At 70.0% G+C, this 26,906-nt stretch carries 22 protein-coding genes and 6 pseudogenes; 10 read left to right on the top strand and 18 right to left on the bottom strand.

Annotation, left to right across the window (positions count from 1 at the left end; all coding sequences use genetic code 11):
• Positions 1–24 precede the first annotated feature (24 nt).
• The 3 genes from QQM39_RS43795 (at position 25) to aspA (ending at position 3,614) form a co-directional block, all read left to right on the top strand.
• Complete coding sequence (locus QQM39_RS43795) at positions 25–690, top strand: haloacid dehalogenase type II (protein ID WP_302003135.1); 666 nt, start codon at positions 25–27, stop codon at positions 688–690.
• A gap of 50 nt (positions 691–740) precedes the next feature.
• The gene (locus QQM39_RS43800; protein ID WP_302003136.1) at positions 741–2,024 is read left to right on the top strand and encodes an FAD-binding oxidoreductase; all 1,284 of its coding nucleotides are present in this window, start codon (positions 741–743) and stop codon (positions 2,022–2,024) included.
• Between the two features lie 180 nt (positions 2,025–2,204).
• Positions 2,205–3,614: an aspartate ammonia-lyase gene (aspA, locus tag QQM39_RS43805; RefSeq protein ID WP_302003137.1), complete on the top strand. Its 1,410-nt coding sequence runs from the start codon at positions 2,205–2,207 to the stop codon at positions 3,612–3,614.
• Positions 3,615–4,240: 626 nt separating this feature from the next.
• Here the strand turns inward: aspA and QQM39_RS43810 are convergent.
• The 7 genes and pseudogenes from QQM39_RS43810 to QQM39_RS43840 all read right to left on the bottom strand — a co-directional run.
• Positions 4,241–5,343, bottom strand: a pseudogene (locus QQM39_RS43810) (ISAzo13 family transposase); the annotation flags it as partial.
• Between the two features lie 142 nt (positions 5,344–5,485).
• Complete coding sequence (locus QQM39_RS43815) at positions 5,486–5,878, bottom strand: hypothetical protein (protein ID WP_302003138.1); 393 nt, start codon at positions 5,876–5,878, stop codon at positions 5,486–5,488.
• A gap of 203 nt (positions 5,879–6,081) precedes the next feature.
• Entirely contained in the window at positions 6,082–7,698 is a 1,617-nt protein-coding gene (locus tag QQM39_RS43820; protein ID WP_302003139.1) for a tripartite tricarboxylate transporter permease, read from the bottom strand.
• Between the two features lie 24 nt (positions 7,699–7,722).
• On the bottom strand, positions 7,723–8,160 hold the full coding sequence (locus QQM39_RS43825; protein ID WP_302003140.1) for a tripartite tricarboxylate transporter TctB family protein: 438 nt from the start codon (positions 8,158–8,160) through the stop codon (positions 7,723–7,725).
• Between the two features lie 3 nt (positions 8,161–8,163).
• Complete coding sequence (locus QQM39_RS43830) at positions 8,164–9,183, bottom strand: tripartite tricarboxylate transporter substrate binding protein (RefSeq protein WP_302003141.1); 1,020 nt, start codon at positions 9,181–9,183, stop codon at positions 8,164–8,166.
• Between the two features lie 222 nt (positions 9,184–9,405).
• Positions 9,406–9,545: pseudogene (locus QQM39_RS43835) on the bottom strand (glucarate dehydratase); the annotation flags it as partial.
• Positions 9,546–9,583: 38 nt separating this feature from the next.
• Positions 9,584–10,537, bottom strand: a complete 954-nt coding sequence (locus QQM39_RS43840; protein WP_302003142.1) for a 5-dehydro-4-deoxyglucarate dehydratase — start codon at positions 10,535–10,537, stop codon at positions 9,584–9,586.
• A gap of 119 nt (positions 10,538–10,656) precedes the next feature.
• On the opposite strand from QQM39_RS43840, the gene QQM39_RS43845 reads away from it, so the two are divergent.
• Positions 10,657–11,448 carry an IclR family transcriptional regulator gene (locus QQM39_RS43845; protein WP_302003143.1) on the top strand — a complete coding sequence of 264 codons (792 nt, stop codon included), beginning with the start codon at positions 10,657–10,659 and terminating at the stop codon, positions 11,446–11,448.
• Positions 11,449–11,945: 497 nt separating this feature from the next.
• Positions 11,946–12,191, top strand: coding sequence for a hypothetical protein (locus QQM39_RS43850; RefSeq protein WP_302003144.1), 246 nt, complete (start codon positions 11,946–11,948; stop codon positions 12,189–12,191).
• Positions 12,192–12,746: 555 nt separating this feature from the next.
• On the opposite strand, the gene QQM39_RS43855 is transcribed toward QQM39_RS43850, so the two are convergent.
• From QQM39_RS43855 to QQM39_RS43875, 5 genes and pseudogenes are all read right to left on the bottom strand, one after another.
• Positions 12,747–13,037 (bottom strand): hypothetical protein, encoded by a 291-nt coding sequence (locus QQM39_RS43855; protein WP_151475304.1) that lies wholly within the window; start codon positions 13,035–13,037, stop codon positions 12,747–12,749.
• A gap of 409 nt (positions 13,038–13,446) precedes the next feature.
• Positions 13,447–13,887 (bottom strand): annotated as a pseudogene (locus QQM39_RS46405) (enoyl-CoA hydratase/isomerase family protein); the annotation flags it as partial.
• Between the two features lie 295 nt (positions 13,888–14,182).
• Positions 14,183–15,859 carry a CocE/NonD family hydrolase gene (locus tag QQM39_RS43865; protein ID WP_302003146.1) on the bottom strand — a complete coding sequence of 559 codons (1,677 nt, stop codon included), beginning with the start codon at positions 15,857–15,859 and terminating at the stop codon, positions 14,183–14,185.
• Positions 15,860–15,963: 104 nt separating this feature from the next.
• Positions 15,964–16,842 carry an alpha/beta fold hydrolase gene (locus QQM39_RS43870; protein WP_302003147.1) on the bottom strand — a complete coding sequence of 293 codons (879 nt, stop codon included), beginning with the start codon at positions 16,840–16,842 and terminating at the stop codon, positions 15,964–15,966.
• 529 nt (positions 16,843–17,371) lie between these two features.
• A complete protein-coding gene (locus tag QQM39_RS43875) occupies positions 17,372–17,941 on the bottom strand; it encodes a TetR/AcrR family transcriptional regulator (protein ID WP_302003148.1) in 570 nt (189 codons plus the stop codon).
• A gap of 485 nt (positions 17,942–18,426) precedes the next feature.
• Here QQM39_RS43875 and QQM39_RS43880 point away from each other — a divergent pair, with 485 nt between their 5' ends.
• Both QQM39_RS43880 and QQM39_RS43885 read left to right on the top strand, forming a co-directional pair.
• Positions 18,427–18,996, top strand: a complete 570-nt coding sequence (locus tag QQM39_RS43880; RefSeq protein ID WP_302003149.1) for an RNA polymerase sigma factor — start codon at positions 18,427–18,429, stop codon at positions 18,994–18,996.
• Positions 18,993–19,601: a hypothetical protein gene (locus QQM39_RS43885; RefSeq protein WP_302003150.1), complete on the top strand. Its 609-nt coding sequence runs from the start codon at positions 18,993–18,995 to the stop codon at positions 19,599–19,601. The genes QQM39_RS43880 and QQM39_RS43885 overlap by 4 nt, the downstream gene beginning before the upstream one ends.
• A gap of 209 nt (positions 19,602–19,810) precedes the next feature.
• Here the strand turns inward: QQM39_RS43885 and QQM39_RS43890 are convergent, their stop codons facing one another.
• From QQM39_RS43890 to QQM39_RS43895, 3 genes are all read right to left on the bottom strand, one after another.
• On the bottom strand, positions 19,811–20,500 hold the full coding sequence (locus QQM39_RS43890; protein WP_302003151.1) for a hypothetical protein: 690 nt from the start codon (positions 20,498–20,500) through the stop codon (positions 19,811–19,813).
• 415 nt (positions 20,501–20,915) lie between these two features.
• A complete protein-coding gene (locus tag QQM39_RS46410; protein WP_367669712.1) occupies positions 20,916–21,137 on the bottom strand; it encodes a hypothetical protein in 222 nt (73 codons plus the stop codon).
• Positions 21,134–21,319 carry a hypothetical protein gene (locus QQM39_RS43895; protein ID WP_302003152.1) on the bottom strand — a complete coding sequence of 62 codons (186 nt, stop codon included), beginning with the start codon at positions 21,317–21,319 and terminating at the stop codon, positions 21,134–21,136. Before QQM39_RS43895 ends, QQM39_RS46410 begins: the two co-directional genes overlap by 4 nt.
• Before the next feature lie 301 nt (positions 21,320–21,620).
• On the opposite strand from QQM39_RS43895, the gene QQM39_RS43900 reads away from it, so the two are divergent.
• Positions 21,621–23,168: a CdaR family transcriptional regulator gene (locus QQM39_RS43900; protein WP_302003153.1), complete on the top strand. Its 1,548-nt coding sequence runs from the start codon at positions 21,621–21,623 to the stop codon at positions 23,166–23,168.
• Here the strand turns inward: QQM39_RS43900 and QQM39_RS43905 are convergent.
• A pseudogene (locus tag QQM39_RS43905) lies at positions 23,168–23,524 on the bottom strand (PP2C family protein-serine/threonine phosphatase); the annotation flags it as partial. The gene QQM39_RS43900 and the pseudogene QQM39_RS43905 overlap by 1 nt on opposite strands.
• A gap of 223 nt (positions 23,525–23,747) precedes the next feature.
• On the opposite strand from QQM39_RS43905, the pseudogene QQM39_RS43910 reads away from it, so the two are divergent.
• Positions 23,748–23,951, top strand: a pseudogene (locus QQM39_RS43910) (transposase); the annotation flags it as partial.
• Between the two features lie 428 nt (positions 23,952–24,379).
• On the opposite strand, the pseudogene QQM39_RS46415 reads toward QQM39_RS43910, so the two are convergent.
• Positions 24,380–24,831 (bottom strand): annotated as a pseudogene (locus QQM39_RS46415) (SDR family NAD(P)-dependent oxidoreductase); the annotation flags it as partial.
• A gap of 41 nt (positions 24,832–24,872) precedes the next feature.
• A complete protein-coding gene (locus tag QQM39_RS43920) occupies positions 24,873–25,718 on the bottom strand; it encodes an LLM class F420-dependent oxidoreductase (RefSeq protein ID WP_302003154.1) in 846 nt (281 codons plus the stop codon).
• Between the two features lie 196 nt (positions 25,719–25,914).
• On the opposite strand from QQM39_RS43920, the gene QQM39_RS43925 reads away from it, so the two are divergent.
• A complete protein-coding gene (locus QQM39_RS43925; RefSeq protein WP_302003155.1) occupies positions 25,915–26,853 on the top strand; it encodes an AraC family transcriptional regulator in 939 nt (312 codons plus the stop codon).
• The last annotated feature ends 53 nt before the right edge of the window (positions 26,854–26,906 follow it).

The raw sequence follows: 26,906 nt of genomic DNA on the forward strand, positions 1-26,906 counted from the left end.
AACCTGAAACCGAGGTTGAACACCATGCGAGAGATCGTCACCTTCGACGCCTACGGCACCCTGGTCGACTTCCAGCTCGGCCCCACCACCCTCAAGGTCCTCTCCGACCGGCTGGACCTGGACAACCTGGACGTCGACGAGTTCCTCGACGACTTCCGCGTCATGCGCTTCCAGGCCGTCCTGGAGGCATACCGCCCCTACCACGAGATCCTGCACTCCAGCCTCCAGATGGCCATGCGCCTGCACGGTCTGGAGTACCGCACCTCCGACGGCGACGCTCTCGTCGAGGCCGTCCCCACCTTCGGCCCCTTCCCGGAGGTCCCGGACGCCCTGCGCGCGCTGAAGACCAAGTACGAGATCGCCATCATCACCAACAGCGACGACAACCTCATCGCACGGAACGTCGAGAACATCGGCGTCGACTTCGACTACGTCATCACAGCCGAGCAGGCCGGCGCGTACAAGCCGGACCGGCAGACCTTCGAGCACGCCTTCAAGACGATGGGCGTCGAGCCGTCCCAGGTCATCCACACCGCCCAGGGCTGGGAGTACGACCACATCCCGACCCGTGACCTCGGCCTGAAGCGCCGCGTGTGGATCAACCGCTACGGCCGCCCCGGTAGCGCCGACTACCAGCCCTACGACGAGCTGACCGACATGACGGGTCTGCCGAAGCTGCTCGGCTGCTGACGACACGGCTACACGGCGACACAGGACAGAGAACACAGAGGACGCACGCCATGAAGCAGATCCCCTACTGGCTCGACACCGCCCCCGCCCTGCCCGACCGGTCCGGAAAGGACCTGCCCGACGAGGCGGACGTGGTGGTCATCGGCGGCGGCCTCACCGGCCTGTCCACCGCCTACCACACCGCCCGCAAGGGCGCCCGGACCGTCCTCGTCGAGAAGGACAAGGTCGGCTCGGGCGCCTCCGGGCGCAACGGCAGCATGTGCACCCAGGGCATCACCATCGGTGTCGGCGAGGCCCGCAAGCGCTACGGCCAGGAGCGCGCCCGCGAGCTCTACGACGCGTTCCGCGAGGCGGTCGACGTGGTCGAGGAACTCACCCACACCGAGAAGATCGACTGCGACTTCAACCGCGCCGGACGCCTCGGAGTCGCCTTCAAGCCCCAGCACTTCGAGTCGATGAAGGCCACCCAGCGCGACCTGGCCGACAACTTCGACCACGAGACCCAGCTCCTGACCCGCAGCGAGCTGAAGGCCGAGCTGGGCTCGGACTACTACCACGGTGCCCTGCTCGACCCGCTCAGCGCCGCCCTGCACGTCGGCAAGTACGTCCACGGCCTGGCCGAGGCCGCCGAACGCGCCGGCGCGGAGATCCACGAACGCAACGCGGCCACCGGCCTCACCCGCCTCCCCGGCGGTGGCTTCCTCGTCGAGACCCTGCACGGCACCATCCGTGCCAAGCAGGTCATGGCCGCCACCGACGCCTACACCGACAAGGCCCTGCCCTGGTTCCGCAAGCGGCTGATCAACGTCGGCAGCTTCATCATCGTCACCGAGCCGCTCGGCGAGGCGCGCGCCAAGGAACTGATCCCCAACGCCCGCCTGGTGGTCGACTCCAAGAACGTCGGCCACTACCTCCGCCTCACCCCCGACAACCGCCTCGCCTTCGGCGGCCGGGCCCGCTTCGCCCCTTCCAACCCCGCCTCCGACGTCAAGAGCGGCGACATCCTGAAGCAGGAGATGACGGAGATCTTCCCGCAGTTGGCGGGCGTCCGCGTCGACTACGTGTGGGGCGGCATGGTCGGCTTCTCCTGGGACCGCCTCCCGCACGCGGGCGAGGTCAACGGCCTGTACTACTCCATGGGCTACTGCGGCCACGGCGTCCAGATGGCCACCTACATGGGCCGTGCCGTCGCCGAGATGATGGACGGCAAGCCGGAGGCCAACCCCCTGCGCGGACTCGGCTTCCCCAAGGTCCCCGTCCCCTTCTACAACGGCACCCCCTGGTTCCTGCCGTTCGGCGGCGCCTACTACAAGGCCAAGGACCGCCTGCGCTGAGCCGCTGCCGACCTCGGTGACACTGCGGGGGCTTTCCGCGAAGTGGTCGTGGGAAGCCCCCCGCCGTTACGGGACACCGCGTCCCCCTTGAGACGTTCGTGTGGCGGCTAACGCCCCGATGACTGCGGTGCGCCCCGTTTGCCATGCCTGAAACCGCTCCAAGAGAAGGTCCGCACAGCCATGACCGCCGCCACCCGCAGCGAGCACGACCTCCTCGGCGACCGTGACGTCCCCGTCGACGCGTACTGGGGCGTCCACACCCTGCGTGCCACGGAGAACTTCCCGATCACCGGGACGCCGATCTCCGCCTACCCGCACCTGATCGACGCCCTCGCCGCAGTCAAGGAGGCCGCCGCCCTGGCCAACGAGGAGCTCGGTCTGCTGGACGCGAAGAAGGCCGCCGCGATCGTCGCCGCCTGCCGTGAGATCCGTGCCGGGAAGCTGCACGAGCAGTTCGTGGTGGACGTCATCCAGGGCGGCGCGGGCACGTCGACCAACATGAACGCCAACGAGGTTATCGCCAACCGGGCGTTGGAGCTGCTGGGCCATGCCAGGGGCGAGTACCGGCACCTGCACCCCAACGAGGACGTCAACCTCGGGCAGTCGACGAACGACGTCTACCCGACGGCCGTCAAGGTCGCGACCGTCTTCGCCGTGCGCGGGCTGCTCAAGGCGATGGCCGTGCTCCAGGACGCCTTCGCTCGCAAGGCCGTCGAGTTCCGGGACGTGCTGAAGATGGGCCGTACGCAGTTGCAGGACGCGGTGCCGATGACGCTCGGTCAGGAGTTCTCGGCGTACGCCGTCATGATTGACGAGGACCGGTCCCGTCTTGCCGAGGCAGTCGAGTTGATCCATGAGATCAACCTGGGCGCCACGGCGATCGGCACGGGCCTCAACGCCCCTGCCGGCTACGCCGAGTCGGCTCGCCGTCACCTGGCCGAGATCACCGGGCTGCCGTTGGTCACCGCCGCCAACCTGGTCGAGGCGACCCAGGACTGCGGGGCGTTCGTGCAGATGTCCGGCGTGCTCAAGCGGATCGCCGTGAAGCTGAGCAAGAGCTGCAACGACCTGCGCTTGCTGTCGTCGGGGCCGCGTGCGGGCCTCGGTGAGATCAACCTGCCGCCGGTGCAGGCCGGTTCGTCGATCATGCCGGGCAAGGTCAACCCGGTGATCCCCGAGGTCGTCAACCAGGTCGCCTTCGAGGTGATCGGCAACGACGTCGCCATCACCATGGCCGCCGAGGCCGGACAGCTCCAGCTCAACGCCTTCGAGCCGATCATCCTGCACTCCCTGTCGGAGTCCATCACGCATCTGCGGGCCGCCTGCGTGACGCTCGCCGAGCGCTGCGTGGACGGCATCACCGCCAACACCGAGGCGCTGCGCGCGAGCGTGGAGAACTCCATCGGCCTGGTCACGGCCCTGAACCCGCACATCGGGTACACGGCGGCCACCGACATCGCCAAGGAAGCCCTCGTCACCGGCCGCGGCGTCGCCGAACTCGTCCTGGAACGACGCCTGTTGCCGGCCGAGATGCTCGCCGACCTGCTCCGCCCCGAGGTCGTGGCAGGTAGAGGCCAAGCCCTGGCCTGACATGCCCGGCGCACCGGTGTACCGACTCGGCGGGCAACGGACGCGCGCCGAGGCGGCTTCGTTGGGTCGGGCCGTGCAGCGTGGGTGGCGAAGGCGTCCCGACCGTTGACCGATCTGCGGCGTCACCGGGCCGGGCTCGATCCGATCGGGCTCATCGCCCGGTGCCGCAGCCAGGGCCCGTCGATGAATTGGTAGTGCGTGTCGTGTCAACTCGTGCCTGACGTCGCGTTCATGACGTATCTGGCCAGTTCGGTGGGGTCGATGAGCCGGACTGGGAGTGGCTCGCTGTGGTGGCCGTGCCGTTGGAGCAGGGGGCGGGTCTGCTGGATGAGGGGGTGCGCATCTGGTTCTCGCCGATATGGAAGAGGTGGGCGAGAAGCGAGGCGGGCAGGCCGCGCTGGTCCAGGACGGCGGCCCAGATGATGTTCTCGACAGCCGGTTTCCGGTGCCGGTGCCGTTGTTCCGGCGGCATCGCGTCGATCATGTCGCGGAGCTCGGCGACGAGGCGGTCCAGGGCCTGGCGGGTGATGCCGGTGAGGGCGGGGTGGGTGGTCAGGACCGTGTCGAAGGTGGGCCGTGCGGGGGTGAGCGCGGCGGCCGGGCGGCTGCAGCGGCACCGGTGGGACGCCGGGCTGGGGCGGGATGGTGTAGTTCCACTCGCCGTGGAAGCCATCGGTGTTGATCTTCAGGGCGGCGGCGTGTTGTGCGTCGATCTCGATTCCCATGGGGTATTTGGTCTCGTCCAGCCGAGAGGTCACGCGCAGTCCGGTCCGGGTGGTGGTGGAGGCGATCAGGTTCAGCGCGACGTCGAGGCTGGTCAGCGGGCGGGCACGCCAGTTCATGGAGATGAAGGAGAACAGCCGGTGCTCGACCCGGTTCCACTTCGATGTTCCCGGCGGCAGGTGGCACACGCTGATCTCCAGGCCGGTCTCGGTGGCCAGAACGGCGAGGTTGGCCTTCCAGGCTTTGGCGCGGGAGCTGTTGGAGCCGCCGCCGTCGGCGGTGATCAGCAGGCGCTTCACGTCGGGGTAGGCGGCGTGGCCTTCCTCGTTCCACCAGCGGCGCAGGGCGGCGACGGCGAACGCGGCGGTGTCGTGGTCGGTGCCGACCACGACGAAGCCGGCGTTGCGTCCCACGTCGTAGATGCCGTAGGGGATCGCGGTGCCGGTGGCCTGGGAGGGGAAGTCGTGGTCGAGGACCTTGAGCGGACTGCCCGGCGGGACCCACGCCCGTCCGGCCTGTGCGAACAGTCCGATCTGTTCCTTCTTCTTCGTGTCCACGCTGATCACCGGGTCGCCCGCGTCCAGAAACCGGCTCACCTGGGCGTTGAGGTGCCGGAACTGGGCGTCGCGGTCGGGATGCGCGCTGCCCGCCAGGACGCGGGCGTTTCCGCGCAGGCTGGGCCCGGCCTCCTTCAGCAGTGGCGACCGTGTCCCGTCCGACGTCGTGTCCCCGGGCGGCCAGCTCCCGCGCCAGGTTCCGCAGCGACTTCGTGGTCCAGGTCAGCGGCCCTATCGGGTCGCCCTGCGTGCTGTCGTCGACCAGGTCCAGCAGCGCGGTACGCAGTCCGGGGTCCTTGTCGGCCGCAGCCGGGCGGGCCCCCGCCGGCGCGGCGCACCCGGCCCTCCGGTTCGGCACCCTGCTCAAGATCGGCCATGCCCCGGCTGACACAGCCCTTCGACACCCCGGCGGCCGAGGCGACGGCGGCGATCCCACCGTGTCCGAGCACTCATCGAAACGCCCCATACCACGTCAACGAGCCCAGGTCCCGGGAAGCAACACATAGATTCCCGACGGCCCCTACAAGGGTTGATGCCTGATGTGCCGCTTCGTCGAGGGTGAGCGGGCTGGTCGCGGCGACGCAGGGCGGCTTACGGCCGCGGCTGGGCGAACAAGCCCTGCTCGGTCTCGACCAGGATGCCGCGCTCGGCCAGTCGCTTGAGTTTCAGGCGGGTGTTGTTGATGTTGTTGGGCGCGATCTCCAGGTCCATCGCCTCGCACACCTGCCGTGCCCGCAGCGGGGCGTCGGTCGCGGCGAACACCGCCATGATCTGCTGGTAGGCCGGATGGTCCGGCAGCTTCGGGGGTGGCGGCGCGGGCGAGGCCGGCTCGGGCAGCTCCAGCAGCGTCTTGCGGGTGATCCGGATCTCTTCGGCGGTGCGGTGGAACTCCTCCAACTGCGCGGAAAGCTCCGCGATCCGCTCCTTGGCCGCGTCGGCCTGCGCGGTGATCTCCCGCTCCCGTTCCTCCAGTCGTGCTGGCACCGCGCCGAGGGTGAGCTGATCGCCCCTCATGCGGTGTGCCAGGAGGGCGCGGTCGCTCCGGTCAGCCGACGCGGTATCACCGCGGTCATCGCCCAGTACACCCGCGACTCGTCAGGTGCGGGGCTGGTGTTCGTAGTCGCGTGCCGGCGGCTCGCTGCCCACGGCCACCCGGTGCCCTACAGCAGCCTGGCCCGGTCCAGGGCTCAGCCCGGATGCTGTGGCTCCTCGCTGTGGCCGCCGGGTTCGGCCGCCGTACCGGGGTGGTCCGGGGTTCGCTCCGGGGTGGTCGTGGTGTCGGGGTGGGGGACGGTCGCGGGGGTGTCGGGAGGTCCGGGCTGCCGGAGCTTCTTGCGGAGGCTGAGGAGGGGTACGGCGACCGTGAAGACGACGACGAAGGCGAGCAGCGTGGCGGAGACGGGGCGGCCCAGGAAGCCGGTCACGTCGCCGTCGAACATCCGCATCGAGCGCCGGAAGTCTGTCTCCAGCAGGTTGCCGAGCACGAAGGCGAGGACGAGCGGGCCGGGCGGCAAACCGACCTTCTTCATCAGGTAGCCGACGACGCCGAGCACGACCACGGCGAGCATGTCGAACATGCTGGAGCGGATCGTGTAGACGCCGATCATGGTGATGAGCACGGTCAGCGGCGCCAGGATGCTGGCCCGGACGCGCAGCACGCGGACGAACAGCCCGATCAGCGGCATGCTGAGGATGATCAGGAACAGGTTCCCGATGTACATGGAGTCGATGACGCCCCAGAACACCTCGGGATGTTCGTCGATCATCTGCGGGCCCGGGGTCACGCCCGCCAGCAGCAGGGCGCCGAACATGACGGCCATGGTCGCGTTGGCCGGGATGCCGAGGGTGAGCAGCGGGATGAACGAGGAGGTGGCGGCGGTGTTGTTGGCCGCCTCCGGGCCCGCGACCCCCTCGATCGCGCCCTTGCCGAACCGCTCGGGCGTCCTGGAGGAGCGCTTCTCGACCGTGTACGCGACCATCGAGGCCATCGTGGCGCCGCCGCCGGGAAGGATGCCGAGGAAGAAGCCCACCACCGTCCCCCGGGCGATCGCCCACCTGGACTGCACGAACTCCGCCCGGCTGGGCCGGGCCCGGCCGACGCGGGGCTTCGGCGGGGCGCCCTGGCGAAGGCCTTCGAGGCTGTGCAGGATCTCGCCGATGCCGAACAGGCCCATGGCGAGGATGACGAAGTCGAGCCCGTCGGCGAGTTGGTCGCTGCCGAAGGTGTAGCGAGCGCTGCCCAGGAGCGGGTCGCGGCCCACGGTGGCGAGCAGCAGCCCGATGCTGCCCGCAAGGAGGCTGCGGCGCAGGGATCCGGTGCTCAGGGTGGAGATCATCAGGATGCCGAGCAGCGCGAGCGCGGCGTACTCCGGCGGGCCGAAGGCGAGAGCCCAGCCCGCCACCAACGGGGCCGCCACGGTCAGTGCGACGATGCCTACGGTGCCGCCGATGAAGGAGGCGATCGCGGCGATGCCGAGCGCGGATCCGGCGCGGCCCGTGCGGGCCATCTCGTAGCCGTCGATGGCGGTCACCACCGTCGAGGCCTCTCCGGGCAGGCGGAGCAGCACCGAGGTGACTGTGCCGCCGTACTGGGCGCCGTAGAAGATGCCGGCGAGCAGGATGATCGCCGAGGCCGGTTCGAGGGTGTACGTGACTGGCAGCAGGATGGCGATGGTGGCGGCCGGGCCGAGGCCGGGCAGCACGCCGACCAGCATGCCGAGGGTCACCCCGATCAGGCAGTACAGCAGGTTCTGCGGCTCGAAGACCACGCCGAAGCCGTCCAGAGCGGGAGCGAGGAAGTCCATCGGGTTCTCACAGGTGTTGAGGGATCAGAACGCGACGAGATGAGGCAGCGAGACGCCCAGCGCGACGATGAAGAGCAAATAAGACGCTGCACACGCGGCCAGCGCCACGGCCAGGCTGAGCCGCCAGCTGTCCCGGCCGAAGCCGCGCATCCACAGCACCAGCAGGAGCACCGTCATGACCTCGAAGCCCACCTGCTCGATGAGCAGGGTGTACGCGACCAGCGACAGGGCGCCCAGGGCCACCACGGCGGTTTGCCTGCTGAACGGCTCCTGCTCGGTGTCCGCGCCGGGATTGAGGAGCAGCGAGGCGGACAGCGTCACCATGGTGAGGCTCACGATCAGGGGCCACAGCCCGGGGCCGGGGTCGGCGGGCGAACCCAGTCCCATCGATACGGCCGCCAGGGCGGCGAGGGCGCCGATGCCGAGCGGCACCAGCGCCCCCAGTCGTGCCTGGGTCCTCATGCCTCAGCCCTCGCTCTTCAGGTCCAGACCGAACTTGTCGATGAGCTCGCCGTAGCGCTTCTTGGCGGTCTCGACCTGCTTGACGACGGCGTCCGGCGAGGCCTCCCAACGGCCGATGTAGTTGCTCTCCAGGAACTTGCCGTACTCCGGGTCCTTGAAGGCCTTCTTCAGCGCCGCTCGCAGCTCGGAGACGACGTTGTCCGGCAGTCCTGCCGGGCCGGCGACCCAGCGGCGCTGGTCCACGACGACGTCGTGGCCGGACTCGACAGCGGTGGGCACGTCGGGCAGGAAGTCGATGCGCTCCTTGGCGAAAACCGCCAGTGGACGCAGCTTTTCGGACGTGAGATGGGGAGCGGCCTCGGCCACGTGGACGGCGCCGACGTCCACCTGGCTGCCCAGCAGCGCGGTCACTGTGGGCGCGCCGCCGTCGAACGGGATGCCGCTGGCTTTGACGCCGGCGTCGCCGAAGAGGAGGGCCTGGGCCAGCTCACTGCCGGTGCCGGCGCCTGTGGTGCCGTACTTGACCGACTTCTTCGCGAGCAGGTCGTCGAGGGTCTCGATGTCCGACTGCGCCGGGACGACGAGGACGTAGTCCTCCACGGTCAGCCCGGAGATGACGTCCATGTCGGACATCTTGATCGGGTCATCGTCGACGACGGTGTGCGGGCCGATCGACATGAGCGACTGGAAGAGCATGACCAGGTTGTAGCCGTCGGGCTCGCGGCCCAGGATCTCCTTGCCGCCCACGGCGCCGTTGGCGCCGGGCTTGTTCTCCACCACAACGGACTGTCCCAGGGGGTCCTCCAACGCCTTGGCGGCGGCGCGCGATATCAGGTCGGTGCTGCCGCCCGGGTCGGAAGGCGCGGTCCACTCCACGGTCTTGGTGGGATAGTTCTCGGCGTCTTCGCCGCTGCCCCCGCCGCCCTGGACCCCTCCGCACGAGGTGAGGGTGAGAAGAGCGGCGGCGCAGACAGCCGCGCCGGCGAGGTGCCGGCCCTGGCGCAGTCGGGCCTGGAACATCATTGTTCTCCTTCATGGGTGGGGTTCTGGCCGGCCGGGGTCACCACCGCGGGAGCGGTGGCTGCGTCCAGTCGGGGTGCTCGCGCCGCATGGCCGCGACGTCGTCGCAGTCGTGGCACTGCGGCGTCCGGTTGAACCGTTCGTGCAGGCGGGCTGGTCGTGCAGGCGGGCTGGCACCAGGGCGTGGACGTCCGCGATCTCCTCGTCGGGGTGGTCGCGGCTGGCGTAGGTCTCACCGATGCGACGACGCCGTCGGAGGTCTCTGTCCCGACGATGCTGCCGGGTGTGTACGGCTGATGCGCACCAAGGAAGTTGAACAGCGGCGGGTCACTGATGAGGATGGGGGTGACGGTCACCTTGGCGATGCGAGGCGCGCTGCTGAGCACGACGGTCCCTCACTTCCTCACCTGTCCGTTGCGAGTGCCAGGCCGGTGTGCAGGAGGGCCTCGAGTTGCCCCAGGTGGTCAGGGGCCGGATCCATAAGGGGCGCGCGGACCGGGCCGACCGGGGCTCCGCGGAGCCGGGCCGCCGCCTTGACCAGGGACACCGCATAACCCGTGCCCTGGTCGCGCAGTTCGACGAGAGGCAGGTAGAACTCCCTCAGCAGGTGTTCCATTCTTGGGTGGTCTCCGGCCCGGTGCGCCGCGTAGAAGGCGCCCGCGATCTCGGGTGCGAAGGCGTGGACCGCCGAGGAGTAGGCGGGGATGCCGATGCTCGCGTACGCCCGTACCTGCATCTCGGCGGTGGCCACGCCGTTGAAGAACAGCCAGTCGTCGGGCGCCACCAGCCGCAGCCGCTGCATCTGGTCGAGGTCGCCGTGCCCGTCCTTGAGGCCGACGACGCCGTCGACCGTGGCCAGTTCCCTGGCCGCGGCGGTGCTCAGCTTGACCTGCCCGCGCTGGTAGACGATCAGGGGAAGGGGCGAGCCGCCCGCCACCGCGCGGACATGGTCCACATATCCGCGCTGCGGGGCGGAGATGAGGTAGTGCGGCATGAGCAGCCCGGCGTCCGCGCCGGCCCCCTCTGCGAGCCGGGCGAACTGCAGCCCGAGCGACCAGCCGTACCCGACGCCGGCCACCACAGGGACCTGTCCCGCCACCACCTCGACGGCGGCGCGTACGACGGCGTGGTACTCCTCGGCGGACAGCGAGAAGAACTCACCGGTTCCGCAGGCGACGAAGACGGCACCCGGACCGGCGGCGAGCTGCGCAGCCAGGTGGGTGCGGAAGCCGTCGAGGTCGAGGCCGCCTTCGGCGTCGAAGGATGTCAGCGGGAAGGACAGGACACCCTGCGCCATCCCTTTGCGCAGCCGATCCGCCGTCTCGCGGTCGCGCTCGATATCCCGAGTCGTCTCCATGCATGCCACCTGTCTCTGTATGTAGACAGTCGTCTCGTGATGGAGAGCATGGCTACATGGCTGATAACCGTCAAGCATCGGTGCAAGAATTCTTCGAGTGCGTTCGGAAGGGGTTGGCGATGAGTGAGCCTGAGGCGGTCAGTGGCGTACGGGGCGTGAAGTCGGCAGCCCGTACGGTCGAGTTGCTCGAGCTCCTGGCCGCGCGGCAGAACCGGCCCGCCCGGCTGCGAGAACTCAGCGAGGCCCTCGGCGCCCCGCGCAGCAGCGTCTACGCTCTGCTGCGGACCCTGACGGAGCACGGCTGGGTCCGCACCGATCCCTCCGGCACGCTCTACAGCGTCGGCATCCGCGCCCTCCTCGCGGGGACGACCTACCTGGACGCGGACCCTTATCTGCGCATCGTCCAGCCGCTGATCAACGACCTGAGCGCCAGGCTCGACGAGACCATCCACTACGGGCGACTGGACCGCACGGACATCGTCTATCTGGCGACGCACGAATCCAGCCAGTACCTCCGCCCCTTCAGCCGGGTCGGCCGCCGGCTCCCGGCCTTCAGCACGGCACTGGGCAAGGCGCTGCTCGCCGAGCGGCTGGACACCGACCTGGCCGACCATGTCCCCGACACGCTGAAGCCCCTCACACCGAACACCCACACCAACCACGACGCTCTGATCAAGGACCTGCGGGCCACCGCCGAGCGCGGATACGCCATCGACAACGAGGAGAACTTCGTCGGCGTCGTCTGCTACGGATTCTCACTCCGGTTCACCACGCCCCCGATCGACGCGATCAGCTGCTCGATCCCCATCGACCGGCTGAGCCCCGCGAGGACCGAGGAACTCATCGAGGCCATGCGGCTCACCCGGCTGTCGATCGAGCGGATGGCGCCGATCGACCACACGATGCCGTAGGGCGTTCGCCCGACGGGACAGCCACGAGTCGCCCCCATCGACATCGCCGTCACCCCCAGCTCGAAAAGGGGCCGCTTCGATCCATCCGGACCGCCCCTGACCAGCAGGATCGCCCCTCTGGATGACCATCGGGAGGGTGATCAATTGGAAATCCCCCGAATTGGCAACGGAGTCATCGAGACCTGCTGCAACCGCCGGCAGCTGCGGAAGCACCCGACCTGGGACTACCCCACCCCGCTGGAGATCCGGCAGCGCCACGACCAAGGTCGACTGCGAGTACGAGTACGAGCCGGACACCCGCCGCTACCTCACCGGGCAGAACCCGGCCCCCTTGCAGGTCGCCGTTCTTGCGCTGGCCCGCGACAACTTCCACGGCGACTGGAACCACACGCTCCACCCGGCCCCGGCCCCGGCCCCGGCCCCGGCCCCGGCCCCGGCCCCGGCCCCGGCCCCGGCCCCGGAGCCACCGCCTGGCTGCCGGATCCGGCCTGACCGGCGTGCCCCGCCGGGAATTGGACTCCCTGATCGACCAGATCGCCGACGACTGGCAGATGGTTGCCGACCGTGACCTGACCCGGCACACCGGACGTCCCCGCCTGCGCCCATCAGCTCGCGGAATCGGTCAACTCGAGTACCACCACCGCGTGCCGGCCGCATTGCTGCGAGCCCGGCGTGCGGCTACGACGGTCCTGATCACCGAGATCCTCGACTATCACCGCAGGCGAGGGATGCGGCCGGGCTGATGCCGATGTCGATCGATCAGCTCTCAGCCCCGCCGCCGGCGTCGCCTGCGGTGGCAGGAAAGAGACGCTGAACGGCAGCGACGACGGCGGCGCGGCGGGCTGCCGGGGAGGGGTCGCGGACCTGGTCGGCGGCCGCGTCCACGAGGTCGGTTGCCGGCCCAGGCCGTGGCGAGCTGGTTGACGAAGACGAGGATGTCAATGTCGAACGCCTGCCGGTCCCGTCGCGGGGTTGAGCGCACCTTGCACGGTGGTGCCTGGTGCAGGTTGTCCCGGCGAGGCCGTTCTCGGCCACCGCCGCATTCGGCAGCGCCGCGATCGGCGGTACCGCCGCGGTCGGACCGGCGCTGCCGATGCTCGTGGACGCCGAGGACCCGCCGCGCCGGGTCTCCTTCGGCGCCGACCCCGTTCAGGTCGGCTGCACGTCTACGCCGTGCGGCCCAAGACGTGGCACGGCTGGGCCGACGTATCCACACTGACCGACGACTCACAAGCCCGACCGAGAACAGGGCCTCTCGCATGAACCGCCGCGACGGCCGGGGGCGAGCCGGGTCGGGGTCAGCCTTCGGTGGACCACCTCGGCGCGGACGACCCCACCGCTTCGAACGGCCGCTCCCAGAACAGCGGGTTCTCCTCGACGGCGACGGGGAACCGGAGCCGTTTCACCGGGCTGCCGTCACCGCTGACGAAGACACCGTCCTCGTACGGCCCGTCGAGGGGCAGACGGACCTCGGGTTCCTCCGCGGCGTGGCCCTCGCCGATCAGCAATGCCGCGGTCCGGGCGAGCGAGAGCCGGGAGACCGAGCCCTGACCGGCTGGCCGAACGCCGTGCTGCTGGCGGCCAGCCACTGAACTGCCGTGGGATCACTGCCTTGGTGGGGGTGGAGGTGGTTCCGGCGAAGACCGAGGGCGTGCGGTGCAAACTCAAGCGGCTCGTCGCGCGGGGTTGGGCACACGAGCCGGGCCCGGGCCGGTTCGTCTGCGGCGATGGCCGAGACGGCGGGTCATGACCATGGTCATCGGCCACAGGATCATCGCCTCCGAAGTCCGCGTCCGACCGCACCGGGAAGCCGGACGCTTGATCCGCCGGCCGGTACCAGCCGCCGGTTGAGGTGACCGTCGCCGGTTGAGGTGACCGTCGCCGATGAGGATGGTGTCGGCGGCGACGACGACATCGCAGGTCAGTGCCAGTTCGAGGCCCCCCGGCGACAGCGTGACCATGCACCACGGCGACCCATGGTTTCGGGCTGGCCGCGATGCGGCTGAAGCGGGCCGACACGTCGGCCAGGAAGTCGACCGGGTTGTCGCCCCGCTCGTGCAACTCCAGGAACTGGTGGAAGTCCCCGCCAGCACAGAAGCTCGGTCCCCGGCCTGCCACGGCGATGACCGCGGTGCCGGGGTCGGCCTCAGCGCTGGTGATCTGTTTGTCCAGGGCTTCGATGAGGGTGATGTCGAGGGCGTTGCGCCGCTCGGGGCGGTTGAGCAGCAGCCACCGGACGGTGCCGTGTTGCTCGACGAGCAGAGGTTCCATGCCGGTCAACGCGGCTCCGGGGCGGCGAGTTCGGTGCGCCGGCGGTTGCGCAGCAGGTAGCGCTGGGTCTTGCCGCTGGGGGTCTTGGGCAGGGCGTCGATGAAGTGGATCGTGGGCGGCGTAGCGGGCCTTGACCAGCAGCTGGAGTTCGGTGGCCAACTCTGGCATCAGATCGAGCAGGCGGGCCGCTCATGCCCCCTTGGCCCAGGCCCTCGGTGCCGTACTCGACCGGATGGCCGCCGCCTCCGGGTCCGGTCGCGTCATCGCAGGCCGGTCGAGCGGAACCTGGTCGGTCTGCTGACCGAGGAATCTTCACCGCGGCGTTTGCCGAGGGGCAGGCGCCCGTGGGAGGTCATCGCCTCCGCCGCAGGATGCCTGCCGCCCTTCGACCGAGCCGACATGGCTCCTTCGGCGCCCTTGCCCACCGGAGCAACGGATCGGCGGGCTCTCCCATCGCTCCCGGTCAGGCTGGAGGCACCACGGGCAGGACGATGCGGGACGGCCGGGCGGGGTCATGGAAGACCTGCTGCCGGGCCACTCGGGCCGTGGTCGCATCCTCCTCGGGTTCGCCCGTGTTGAGGTTGCGGTCCCAGCGGGGGAAGTTGCTGGAGGTGACCTGGACCCGTATCCGGTGACCCGCCCGGAAGACGATGCTGGTCGACCACAGGTCCACGACGTGCTCGGCCGCCTCGCCCGGTGTCGCCGCACGCACCCGCACGATGCCGTCGGCCACATTGCGGGAGACACCGTTCTCGTCCACGTCGCACAGGCGTGCCACCCAGTCGGTCGAGGGTCCGTCCGTGGCGGCGAAGAGCACAGCCCGGACGCGGCCGGTCACCTCGACGTCCTCGGTGAGCGGTTCGGTGGTGAAGACCAGGACGTCCTCGCGTCCCTCCACGGCCGTCTGGTCGAGTGGCCCGGGACGGAACTCGTCGGACATCAGGAGCGCGCCGCCGGTCGTGGGCACCGGGTCCATGGGGTCGTAGGTGAACTGCTCGGGCTGCTCGGCGGTGGACGGCGGCTCCTGCGTCAGGCGTCCGTCGGCGCGCAGGTGGAAGTCCGTGTCCACGGCCCGCGACAGGGGCCATTCCGTCTCCTCGCGCCACTGGTTGATGCCCATGACGAACAGCAACACCTTGCCCGTGTCCGGCTCCAGCGCCTCACCGTCGCCGATCGTACGCTGGAACCAGTCGAGCTGGAGGCCGTGCAGGGGTCCGCGCATGCCCATGAAGGCGGAGTTCGCGCCGAACCCGAAGTTGACGTCGCCGATGACGTGCTGCTGGTTGGCGTGACTCCACGGCCCCATGATCAGCGTGGCGGGCCGGCCGGCGCGGCGCATGGCGGTGAAGTTGTCGAGCGTGCCCTGGGCGAAGATGTCGTACCAGCCGCCGACCTGGAAGGTGGGCAGGTCGACCTCGTCGTGCCGGCCCGCGACACGGGACGAACGCGCCCACTCGGGCTCCCGTCGGGAACGCTCGTAGCCCAGCTCGGGCAGGTCGTGCCGGGCGAACGCGGGAAACCGCCCGGCGGGCAGTTCGCCGTAGCCGCCGTCGGCCAGGCCGTCGAGATCCTGCACGAGCCTGCCGAGGCTGCCGCCGAGCGTGGCCGGGTCGGTGCTGTGACGGCGCATCAGCGCGTCGGCGCCCATCATGAGGGACCAGGGCGCGGTGATGCCGAGTTCGATCGCGCCGCCGCGCGTCCACAGGCCGTCGTCCGGATCAGACCACGTGACCATCGGCGCGATCGCCTTCAGCTCCGGCGGCTTCGACAGCGCCGCCATCCACTGCGTGTTGCCGAAGTAGCTGGCGCCGATCATGCCGACGGAGCCGTTCGCTCCGGGAAGGGCAGCGGCCCACCGTACGGTGTCGTAACCGTCGCTCTCCTCGTACGTGAGCGGCTCCCAGTCTCCCTCGGAGGCGAACCGGCCGCGGGTGTCCTGTAGGACGACCATGAAGCCGCGCCTGGCCGCCGCCAGGGGATCGAGGATGACGCCCATCATGGGCGTCTGCTTGCCGTACGGCAGCCGGCTCAGCAGCACCGGCCACGGCCCCGTACCCCCGGGCCGGTAGACATCCGCGCGCAGCACGGTGCCGTCACGCATCTCCGCCGGAACGTCGAACTCGATCTGAATCTCTGCCACGCGCTGCTCCTTTGCATGCCCCGACGCTGTCAGGCACATGGTCGAACCTGGTCCCCGTCCCGCACTACACCCGAACGGGGGTGACTACGACGCTCTCGGGGCGGTCACGCCACCGCGTTCAGCAGGTCGGCCAGCAGGTCGGGCCGTTCCAAGGCGATGAAGTGGCCTGCTCCCGGCACCTGCGTGAAATCGGCGGCCGGCAGCAGCTCCCTGTCGGCTTGCCGGTCCGATGGCCGCGACCAGTCCTTCTCCCCGTAGACGAGGTGGACGGGTGCCTTGACCTCGGAGTAGCGCGAGCGGGCCGCGATGAGACTGGGCAGGTTTTGGTACACGGCCCGGGCGACGGTCGGGTAGCCGGGGCGGCTGCCCACCTGGAGGAGCTCGTCGACGTAATCCGCCCGCAGCGCGGTCTTGTCGACCAGCCCGCCCTGCAGGATCCGGCGGAGGGCGGCCTTGGGCTCCACCCCGGCGACCATCGGGCCCACCCCCGGAGTGAGGACACCGCCGACCACCACACGGGCGAGAAGACTGGACCGGGCGATACCGCCGCGGAAGTCGTATGCGTTCACCGCGACGACGCGCCGTACCCGCTCGGGCAGGTCGGCCGCTGTGGTCAGGGCGAGCACCGCCCCCATGGACTCCCCGACCAGGGTCACGTCGTGGAGGTCGAGTTCGGTCAGGAGCCGCTTGACGCCCGCGCGCATGCCCGGCTCGTCGTACGACGCGCCGGGCACGATCTCGGAGTAGCCCATCCCCGGCAGGTCGAGGGCGTACACGGTGTAGTGGTCCGCGATCAGGGGGATGAGGTGGCGGAAGTGCTCGGCCTGGGTGCGCACGGTGTGCAGCAGGACCACGGGAGCGCCGGTGCCCGCCTTGAGGTAACGCAGGGTTCCCTCGCGGCCGTCGAGCCCCGCGCGCGGGGCGATGGTGTGGCTGGTGGTTCCCGGGATGTGAATCGTGGGACGTGGCTCTGGGCTGGGCATCTCGCTGGCTTCCCTTTGTGTGAACTGCTGCAGACCGGTGATTCGGATAGGGCCGCCCGAAGGGGGCGTGACCCCGGACCAGCCCTTGGATTCATTGAGAAACCGACCGGTTTCCATCATCGTAAACCGATCGGTTTCCGAGCGCAAGGCTGAGGTTGCCATCCGCAGCAATAGGGTCAGTGCACAGGGGAGGCGCGAGAGTGTCATCCGCACGGCGGTCGCCGATTTCGCACTCAAGGGCTACTACGGCACGTCTAAATGCTCCAGATGCAGGTGTAGGGCTACGCCGGCCAGCCGCCGAGGCCAAGGGTGATGCGGCCAACTGGTCCGGGCCGGCTGGATGAGGCCCTGGGGAACCGCGTACCTGCTGTTGGGCGCTGATGTCGACGAGGCGACGGCCTTCCTGGCGCGCGGCACGCCCGTCAACACCCATACGGCCACCGGGCTCCCCTTGATTGCGGGGAATCAGGGGCGGGAGTCATCGGCCTGGGGAGGGCACGGTCACGGCGCCTGCTCGAAAGGGGATGCGTCAGTGCATGCCTGCCGCATCGAGCAGGGTGGTCACGGTGGGCGTGACGAGCCCGGTCAGCTTGTCGGCTCCGATCCCCGCGCGGGCGCTGGCGCCGTCGAAGACCAGGCTGAGCTGCCGGGCCAGCAGATCGGGATCGCCCGCCCCGCCCCGTTCGACCTCGGCACGGAAGAAGGCGGTCAGATTCTCTTTGACCCGGTGGGCCACCTGGCTCGCAGGGTGGCTCTGGTCTTTGAGCTCGACCTGAGCAGCCAGGTACCGACAGCCTTGGAAGTCGGGCGCACCCGCCTGCTCCTCCAGCTGGTCGAAGACGTGCAGGATCCGCTCGCGGGGTGAACGGCCGTCGTTCGCCGCCGGCAGGAGCCCGGCCGCGAAGGCGGAGGCGCGTTCCCCCAGGCTCGCCGCCAGCAGTTCGTCCTTGCTCTCGAACAGCTGGTACAGGGAACGCTTCGACACCCCCGCCGCCTTGCACAGCGCCTCGACGCCGATGCCGACACCGTCTCGATAGGTGAGCGTGGCCGCCGCCTCCAGCAGCCGCTCTCTGGTACTTGACTTCACTGCGGTGGTCATACCGCGAGGTTAACTCGATGTGGACAAAATGAAAACCGATCGGTTTACAGCGCCCTACCGGGGCGATCTAGCGCCGCCCACGGGCCGGGCGGGCATGTGAGTACGGTTCCGCTACCGGGGCGGCGGTCTTCTGAGGCTTCGTCCGGGCGGGGACGCGGTGCAGCCCCTGGCGGCCGCCCGTCACCCCCGAAGCCGGAGAGTGCGGCCGCGATGAGGCCGACGGTTATTCTCACCCAGCCCCTGGCCAGGCCCGCGCCCGCTGGGCGCCGTTGTAGAGGATCTCTGCCGCAGCGGCTTCGAACTCTGGGAGGACGCGCGCGAAGGGTCGTGGCCGACCTACCCGTGCCGGACCTCGCAGGCCGGGACAGTCGGGAAGCGGCCGTCGCCTCGGCCGGCGCGACGGACCTCCCTTGGGTCGGGTAAGTACAGTGCCCGTGGCGATGAAAGGAACAGTCCCCGGCCGGACAGGTGGGGGTGTGGAATCCATGCTGGAGCAGGAACTTGCCCGGGCCCGAGAAGCCCGCTTCGAATCGCTGGCGCGCGCGGTGGCGGAGCCGCTGCACCGGTATCTGCTGCGCCGGGCGGACGCCGACGCGGTAGACGACATCCTCGCGGAGACGATGCTCGTGCTCTGGCGCCGCCTCGAGGACGTGCCCGGGCTCGGGAAGGACCCCGTGACCGACCTCGACGGCGTGCTGCCCTGGTGTTACGGCGTCGCACGCGGCTGCCTGTCCAACGCCCGCCGGGCGGACGGGCGCCGACTCCGGCTGGTGGAGCGGCTGACCCGTACCGCACCGCCGCCAATGCCCGAGGAAGCCGACCACCCCGAACTCCATGCCGCACTCGGCACACTGGGCGCCCTGGACCGTGAGGTGGTGCTGCTCTGGGCATGGGAGGGGCTGACCCCGCGCGAGATAGCGGAAGTGACCGGACTGACCCCCAACGCCGTCAGCATCCGCCTGCACAGGGCAAAGAAGAAACTCGCCGCTCTGCTTGACCGAAAGAATGACGACAAGGCCGGACATGAGATGGGTGAAGGAAGGAGCAACCGGTGAACGACGAAGAACTGCTGGCCCGGATGAGGGCCATCGACCCGGCGCGGACCTCTGATGCTCCCCAGCCCGACATCAACCGTCTCCTGGAGGCCACCATGACCGCCGACACCACAGTCCGCACCTCCCCCCGCACATCGGACCGCCCCCGCCGCCCCCTGCTGCTGGCCGCAGCGGCCGCCGCTGTGCTCACGGTGGGAGCCGGCATCACCTGGGGAGTCACGGCGACCCGCGACACTCCTCCGGCCGTGGCCGCCCCGCTGGTCCTGACCGTCCAGCAGGACACAGGCGGCGGCCCGGCCACAGCGTGCGCCGAGCTCGACGTCACCACCCTGCGCCAGTACACGACCGCCTTCGAGGGCACCGCGACCTCCGTCGACGGCGACCAGATCACTCTCCGAGTGGACCACTGGTACCGCGGCGAAGACGCCTCCACCGTCCGGCTCGACAACACCCACGAAGGACAACTGGAGTCATTCGGCCAGGAGTTCGCTGTCGGCCAGACCTACCTCGTCTACGCCAAGGACGGCAAGGTCCCGGTGTGCTACGGCGATGCCGAGGCCACCCCGAAGCTGCGGAGCCTCTACGACCGAGCGTTCGGGCAGTGAGCGCACAAGCTCGGCGGCTGTTCCGTCTCGCAAGGTCTGCCGTTGCCTCGTTGCGAGGTTCAGCGGGAGCCGGTCGGTAGACGCGTCACCGCTCGCATCGCCCTGCCCGACGACCTGGGCGGGGACGTCACCGGACGCCGCCCCCCAGTAGCAGCCAGCGCTCGCCCTCGGCCCCCGCCTTCACGGACGGCCTGATGAGAAGCGGCGCGCTACAGGGGGGGCGATGTCGGTGGGGGAGAGGTCGGGGTGGGCGGTGCCGACGTGCGGGGTGGCGCCACCGGCCGGAGGCGTCGCGGGCGACGTCGACTCCGGCTTCCCCCACCAGTTCGGGGTTCCACCAGCGTGACGTTCAGCGTCTCCCGGCTGCCCCACCCGGCGGAGAACGACCAGCCTGTCCACGGATGACCGCGCCGCCCCGCAGCGAGCAGGCCGGCGACCGCAGCACCTGCCGCCTGGGCGAGGGTGGTGGTGCGGCCGACGTACTGAAAGCGGCCTTCGGTGTCGTACCTGCCGAGCAGCAGCGTGCGGGGAACGTCCAGAGAGCCGGTGATCGCGCCGACGATCGCCTCGCTCGTCTCGCGGACCTTGTATTTCTGCCAGCCCCTCACCGACGGGCGGTAGGCGTCGTCCAGCCTCTTGAAGACCACCCCCTCCATCCCGACCGACGCCCACGTCAGCCACTCGCGCACGACGTCGACCTCAGTGGTCGACGGACACAACACCCGCGGCGCCGACAGCCGACGGGCGGTGAACACGGACTCCCGCGCGGCCCTGCGCCGCCGATACGGCCAAGAGGTCGTGTCCGTCCCGGACAGCCACAACAGATCGAACGCGAAAGCGGGCAGGATCTCAGATTCTGGGTCGCCTCTGGCGGTGAACCCGCGCGCCCGCAGCCGCATTGCGCTGTTTCGGCGGCAGGTCCGTACGGCAGACGCTCGGCAATTGCGTCGGCCTTCGACTTCGTGGCTGGGGACCAAAGCTGGTGTACGGCCGTCAGTAGATCGTCCTGTAGCTCATGGCGGTGGATGCTGTCGATCAGCCGGGAGACCCCGCTGAAGAGCAGCCCTCCTCCGGCCGTCGTGACCACCTGCCGCACCGGTGGGGGCGCGGGGCCGCAGAGGACCGATCTCTCCTGGAACCAGATTGGATCAGACGCCGAAGGCACTGCGGATGACGAAGTCGAAGGCGCGGTCCGGCGGCAGCCAGCGCAGGAACATGGTGGGGGCGGCCCCGAAACCCACCCGGTAGCGGGTGCGCGGGCGGCGCGCCCTGGCGATCTTGACGATGGTCTTGCCGATGACTCCTGGCCGTCGATCAGGATCGTGTCGCCCTCGAGGGGGTCGGGGACGACAGTGTTGTCCAGTGCCTGGCCGTCGAAGAACTGCCGCCACTGTTGCGCTGAGCCTCGTTGCCTGCCTTGATCGCCGCAGCCACCGACGGCAGTGCGACCGCGCGGGCCTGCGGGAAACGCTCGAGCAGCCGCTCCAGGCCGAAGTAGTGGTCAGCGTGTGTATGGGTGATGTAGATCGTTGTCAGCGTTCGTCCGAAGCCTCGATCCGCCGGATGAGCTCGGCTACGTCGCTTTCCATGTACTGGGTGTCCACCAGCACGGCTTCGGTCGGTCCGGCGATGATCGTCGAGGTGGTCGGGGAGAACGCCCCGCCGTTGGGCACCTCCTGCAGGGCGCAGGTGTAGACGTCGAGGGTCAGGTCGGTCACGTTGTTACTTCCGCTCCGATTGTTTGAGACGGTGAGCTGATCCGGCTGAGGTGGTGAGCCCGGGAGAAGTCGGCTTCTCGGTTCCTCGCTCGGTCCAGGGATTGCGTAGAGGCTGCGCTGTCCCGCTTCGGCGAAAGTTCGGCCTGCGGCGGCCGCGGTCGGACGGCTCTCGCGAAAGCACGAGGCCAGGACCGCACCCAGGCGGAGGAATACTTGGACGATCTGGCCGACGCCAGCCTGGCCGGTGTGACCGGCACGACCGGCGTCGGCCGGGGCGATCGTCAGCGTTGAGGAATGAAACATGTGTAGTGACGAAGCCGCGACAGCCAGGAGCCGGCCCGCGGAAGCCGCGCCGATGAGCCTGCGCTCCCTGATCGAGTTCCTGGGGCGCGAGACGTTGGTACCGGTCACGGTCCCCTCCTGGAACGTCGCGGTGTACACGGTGCGCGTCCTGGAGTCCGAGGCGGACTTCCTGAAGGGTGCGGTGCTGCTGTGCCCCGGCGCGGGCGACGTTCCCGCTCTGGTCCGGTCGTTGGGGGCGGCGGGCGGAACTGCCGTCGTCGTACGGGGCGACGCGGTCCGCGGAGCGGCCGTACGGCGGGAGGTCACCGAGGCCGCCGTGGCGGCGGGCGTCGCGGTGCTGGCCCTGGACGACCGGATCACCTGGCTGTCCGCCGCGGCCGACTGCCACACCCTGGTGGCCTCACCCGTGCCCGACGCGCTGGCCGTGCAGGACGGGCCTCTGATCGACGAGGTGATCGACTCCGTAGCCCTGCTGCTCGGCGCTCCCGTCATCCTGACCGACCCGCAGTACCGGCTGGTGGCCTTCTCCGGCCGCCAGGAGGAGGCCGACGAGCCCAACCGCTGGGTGCTCGTGCACCGTCGCCTGCCGGACGGCACCATCAACGGCCTGAAACGGGAGGGTGGGGAGGAGCGATTGCGCCACGGCAAGGAACCCGTGCACATCCCCGCCTACCCGGAGCACGGCAACGCCCCGAAGCTCGGCGTGCCGATCCACGCCGGCGGGCAGTACCTGGGCGTGCTGTGGGTCCACGGGGCGGCGCCGCCCACAGAGGACGAGCTGCGCCGGCTGGCGCCGGCCGTGGACGCCATCGCCGTACAACTGCTGCGGATCGCGCAGTACCGGGCCGCACTGCGCGCCGGGTACACCGAGGACGTGTGGGCCCTGCTGCACGGCACCGGTGGGGCCGCTGTCGCCCAGCAGGCCGGGCACCGGCTGGCGGTCGTCGTGCTGCTGCCGGTGGACGCCGCGCAGGCCCGCGCGATGGATCTGGAGCGGGTACGCGGCACCTTCGCCCTGCATCTGGGGGCGCTGCACGGCCGGGCGAGGACGGCCGTGTTGGACGGTGCCGTGTACGGGATCGTGCCGGTGCCCCGTTCGGCTCAGGGCGACGAGGAGCACTGGCTGACCGAGGTCGCGCACGACTTCCTGCAGCGGATCGACCCGGCGGCCGGTCTCGTCGCCGGAGTGGGCCGGGTGGCGCGCAGCCTCGACGAGGTGCCGCTGGCCAGGAAGGACGCCGACCTGGCCGCGCACGTCCTGCGCTGTCGTCCCGGCGGTGACGTGCGTGCCGTACCCCTCGCCCAGGTGCACGCCGAGGCCGTACTGCTGCAGGCCGCCCGGTCGGTCGCGGCGGACCACGGCCGTCTCGACGGTCCGGTCGGCCGCCTGGCGCGGGTCGACGAGCAGCAGGGATCGCACCTGGTGGAGACGCTGCGGTGCTACCTCGACGCCTTCGGCAACACCGCGGCCGCGGCGGCGCGGCTGCACATCCACCCCAACACCCTGCGGCAGCGGCTCCAGCGCATCCTTGACGACGGCCGGTGAACGTGTCCGGCGCTGGCCAGGGAGCACAGGCGGGAGACCGGGTCGTAGACCGCGTACTGGCAGGTGGCGCTTATCTCGTCCGCACCCCGTTCCTGCTCACGCTGCATCCGGATGACCACGTCATCGAGGTGGGTGAGCAGTTCGTCGGGCATCAGGTCGATGTCCGCGAGAGTACGGACGGCCGTCCGTAGGCGGCCCATGGTGGCAGAGGCGTGGAGGCCGTGGCCGACCACGTCACCCACCACGAGTGCGACGCGGGCACCGGACAGCGGAATCACGTCGTACCAGTCGCCGCCCACGCCTGCCCGGGATCCGCAGGGCAGGTAGCGGCAGGCGGTCTCGACGGCGGACTGTTCGGGCACCTGATGCACCGAGTCGATCCAGTGAGCTGACCGCATTCGTGTCAGGTCCCCGCTTCCCCCTTACCTTCTTGATCGGCCCCGCAACGGGATACCCGGCCTCCGGGCCCGGCATGACTGGCCCCCCGGTTCCCTCGGGAGACCGGGGAGGCTCTTCGTCATGTGGATGCCGGCAGCTGGTGCCGCAGGTGAGGCCGGGACGCACGACCGGAGTACCCACGTGATCGACACCAGTGACATCGGCGTCTTCCCCGGCCTGGACGTCGGCAAGGGCGAACACCACGCCACCGCCGTCACCCCGGCGGGAAACAAAGCCTTCGACAAGCGGCTGCCCAACAGCGAACCCCAGCTGCGGGAACTCTTCGAGAAGCTGCAGGCCGAGCACGGCACCGTGCTCGTGATCAACTCCCGACCAGCACAACTACGACCTCACGACCTGAACGGCGATCTTCCCTCAGCGGGAGCTACATCCGATTCCTTTGGTGTGCGGGAAGGAGGGCCGGAGAGGTCCGGCTCGGTCACGCGGCCTGTCCGCCCTGCGCCCGGATCGACAGGTCGCCCCAGTCGGCCCAGGTCTTGAGCCGGTCGGCGTAGATCTGCGGGAGCATCTGGTTGCCCTGGGTGCCGAAGAAGACGCGCAGCGGCGGGTTTGTCGGAGTCGACGATCTCCAGCAGCGCCTCGCTTGCGGCGGTGGGGTCGCCGAAGTCGAGGCTCTGGACGAACGCGTCGAGTTGTTCGCGAACGCCGTCGTAGGCGGGGTTGGCGGAGACGTGAACGGCGGAAGGACCGCCCCAGTCGGTGGCATAGGCGCCGGGCTCGACCAGTGTCACTTTGATGCCGAGGCCGGAGACCTCCTGGGCGAGCGATTCGGTCAGGCCCTCCAGGGCCCACTTGGAGGCGTGGTAGCCGCCGAGCAGCGGCCAGGCCGCCACACCGCCGGTGGAGGAGATCTGCACGACGTGGCCGGAGCCGCGCCGAAGAGGTTGGTTTCCAGTTGGTCGCGCAGTTGCCGTTCGGGCAGTTCCTCGACGGCGCCGAACAGGCCGTAGCCCGCGTTGTTGACGATCACGTCGAGGCGGCCGAAGTGTGCGTGGGCCCGCTCGACGCTCGCGAAGACCGCGGCCTTGTCGGTCACGTCCAGTTTCAGGAGCAGGATTGCCTCCCCGTGGGCCGTGGCGAGGTCGGTCAGCGTGGTGGTGTCGCGTGCGGTGGCGGCCACTTTGTCGCCGCGGGACAAGGCGGCTTCGACGAAGCGGCGGCCGAAGCCGCGGGAGGCGCCGGTGACGAACCAGACCTTGCTCATGGGGTATTTCCTCTGCGGTTTCAGTGTCTCGTGGTGTTCGGTCAGTCGGAGAACGCGGCGGTCAGCGGAGTCACCTGGTCCAGGAAGCGGTGTACGGCCTCGGCGTCGGCCGGGGGCGCGTAGAGCACCGCCCGGTTCACGCCGATGTCCCGCAGCTCCGCCAGGTGCGCGGGCTCCGGCTCGGCCCCGAAGACGGTCACCGGCACGTCATCGGCGCGTCCGGCCGCACGTCCCGCGGCACGCAACTTCGCGACGCGCTCGGCCAGTTCGGCCACGGGCATGCCGGCGTGCGGCATCCACTCGTCGCCGAAGTCGAGCACCCGGCTCGCCACGAGGGGCCCGGAACCGCCCACCAGAACCGGCGGGCCGGACGGCCGGTGGGGCTTGGGCCAGGACCACAGGGGTCCGAAGCGCACGTGCTCGCCGTGGAACTCGGCGACGTCGTCCTCCCAGATCCGGCGCATCGCCTTGACCCGCTCGGCCATGACACTCCAGCGGCGCCCCGGATCGGTGCCGTGGTGGGCGATCTCCTCGCTGATCCATCCGGCGCCCACCCCGAACAGCACACGTCCGCCCGACAGGGCGTCCAGGCTGGCCACCGCTTTGGCGGTGACGATCGGGTCGCGCTGGGGCGCCAGACAGATGCCGGTGCCCACCCGCAGGGACCGGGTGGCGGCCGCGGCATAGGTGAGAGCGACGAACAGATCGTGGGTGTGGGAGAAGTGCGCGGGCAGCTCCCCCACCTCGGCGCGCGTGCGCTCGGTGGCGGGCATGTGGGTGTGCTCGGGAAGGAACAGCGACTCGAAGCCGCGGTCCTCGACCGCACGCGCCAGTTCGTCGGGGCGGACGGCGAAGTCCGCGGGGAACATGGCAATGCCTAGTTTCATGTCTTCCGTCCTCGGTAGCAGGCGGCGCGCGCTCTTCCGTAGGTCGCGCAGGGCTGTCCTGCGCCGTCCTGCGCCGTCGTTCGTCGGCAACCCTAGGCATCGGCACCGAGAGCATCCATGACGGAGACGCTCAGTAATTTGCCTCAGAGTCTCACCCTTCGATCCTCTGCATCATTCCGGCGTTAGAGTGTGGGGCATGGACGTGCTCGCTGACGTACTCGCTGCCACCGGCTTCAGGGGCGTACTGCTCGCCCAGCTGCGGTCGTCCGGATCCGGCTGGGGCTGTGCCGTGGACCGGCTGGGCACCGCGGGGTTCCATCTCATCGCCGAGGGCGTCTGCTGGCTGCGGACCGCCGAGGCGCCACCGGTGCAGCTGGTGTCCGGGGACGTGGTGCTGTTGCCGCGCGGCACGCCGCACCGGCTGCTCGGGGCCCCCGACGAAGAGGCCCTCCCGTACGCGGAGTTGGAGGCCGCTCACCCGCCGGGCGCGGAGGGCGTGGTCGACCTCGGCGGGGCCGGGCCCGTCGTGCGGGTGGTGTGCGGCAAGTTCCACTACGCCGGCAATACCGACGGGCATCCGATGCTGTCGGCGCTGCCGGAGGTCATCCATGTGCCCGGCATGAGCGCCGACCCCCAGTTGCAGGATGTCGTCCGGATCCTCGCCACCGAGACGGCGGGCGGGCAGCCCGGCTCCCGGGCAGTGGCCACCCGTCTGACCGAGGTGCTCTTCGTGCTCGCGATCCGCGCCTGGATCGAACGGGCCGACACCGCCACCGAGACGGGACCGTCCTGGCTGACCGCCCTGCGCGACCCGCGCATCGGAACCGCCCTGTCACTGATGCACGAAGAGCCGCACCGCGACTGGACGGTGGAGAGCCTGGCCCGCACCGTCACGATGTCCCGCCCGGCCTTCGCTCGCCAGTTCAAGGAGGTGGTGGGCCTCACCCCGCTGGCCTACCTCTCTCGCGTGCGGATCGACCTGGCCGCCCGCCTGCTGCGCGACACCGACAATCCGGTCGGCGACATCGCGCAAGCCGTCGGATACCAGTCCGAGTTCGCCTTCTCGCGGGCGTTCTCCCGGGAACAGGGCATCGCGCCCGGCCGCTACCGTCGTACGGCATCAGTCCCTTCCTGATCAGCCGCTTGCCGAAACTTCGCCTCCGGCGGCAGGGTGCGGCGGTACGGCGC

Source organism: Streptomyces sp. DT2A-34 (assembly GCF_030499515.1).
In the GTDB taxonomy this organism is placed as follows: domain Bacteria; phylum Actinomycetota; class Actinomycetes; order Streptomycetales; family Streptomycetaceae; genus Streptomyces.

Bases quoted from the DNA above. Each gene is read 5' to 3' on its own strand.
- QQM39_RS43825 (WP_302003140.1), bottom strand. From the start codon at position 8,160: ATGAGGACCCAGGCACGACTGGGGGCGCTGGTGCCGCTCGGCATCGGC.
- QQM39_RS43830 (WP_302003141.1), bottom strand. From the start codon at position 9,183: ATGATGTTCCAGGCCCGACTGCGCCAGGGCCGGCACCTCGCCGGCGCG.
- QQM39_RS43795 (WP_302003135.1), top strand. From the start codon at position 25: ATGCGAGAGATCGTCACCTTCGACGCCTACGGCACCCTGGTCGACTTC.
- QQM39_RS43890 (WP_302003151.1), bottom strand. From the start codon at position 20,500: ATGCGGCTGCGGGCGCGCGGGTTCACCGCCAGAGGCGACCCAGAATCT.
- QQM39_RS43925 (WP_302003155.1), top strand. From the start codon at position 25,915: ATGGACGTGCTCGCTGACGTACTCGCTGCCACCGGCTTCAGGGGCGTA.
- QQM39_RS43900 (WP_302003153.1), top strand. From the start codon at position 21,621: ATGTGTAGTGACGAAGCCGCGACAGCCAGGAGCCGGCCCGCGGAAGCC.
- QQM39_RS43880 (WP_302003149.1), top strand. From the start codon at position 18,427: ATGCTGGAGCAGGAACTTGCCCGGGCCCGAGAAGCCCGCTTCGAATCG.
- QQM39_RS43920 (WP_302003154.1), bottom strand. From the start codon at position 25,718: ATGAAACTAGGCATTGCCATGTTCCCCGCGGACTTCGCCGTCCGCCCC.
- QQM39_RS43840 (WP_302003142.1), bottom strand. From the start codon at position 10,537: ATGGAGACGACTCGGGATATCGAGCGCGACCGCGAGACGGCGGATCGG.
- aspA (WP_302003137.1), top strand. From the start codon at position 2,205: ATGACCGCCGCCACCCGCAGCGAGCACGACCTCCTCGGCGACCGTGAC.
- QQM39_RS43870 (WP_302003147.1), bottom strand. From the start codon at position 16,842: ATGCCCAGCCCAGAGCCACGTCCCACGATTCACATCCCGGGAACCACC.
- QQM39_RS43875 (WP_302003148.1), bottom strand. From the start codon at position 17,941: ATGACCACCGCAGTGAAGTCAAGTACCAGAGAGCGGCTGCTGGAGGCG.
- QQM39_RS43800 (WP_302003136.1), top strand. From the start codon at position 741: ATGAAGCAGATCCCCTACTGGCTCGACACCGCCCCCGCCCTGCCCGAC.
- QQM39_RS43845 (WP_302003143.1), top strand. From the start codon at position 10,657: ATGAGTGAGCCTGAGGCGGTCAGTGGCGTACGGGGCGTGAAGTCGGCA.
- QQM39_RS43820 (WP_302003139.1), bottom strand. From the start codon at position 7,698: ATGGACTTCCTCGCTCCCGCTCTGGACGGCTTCGGCGTGGTCTTCGAG.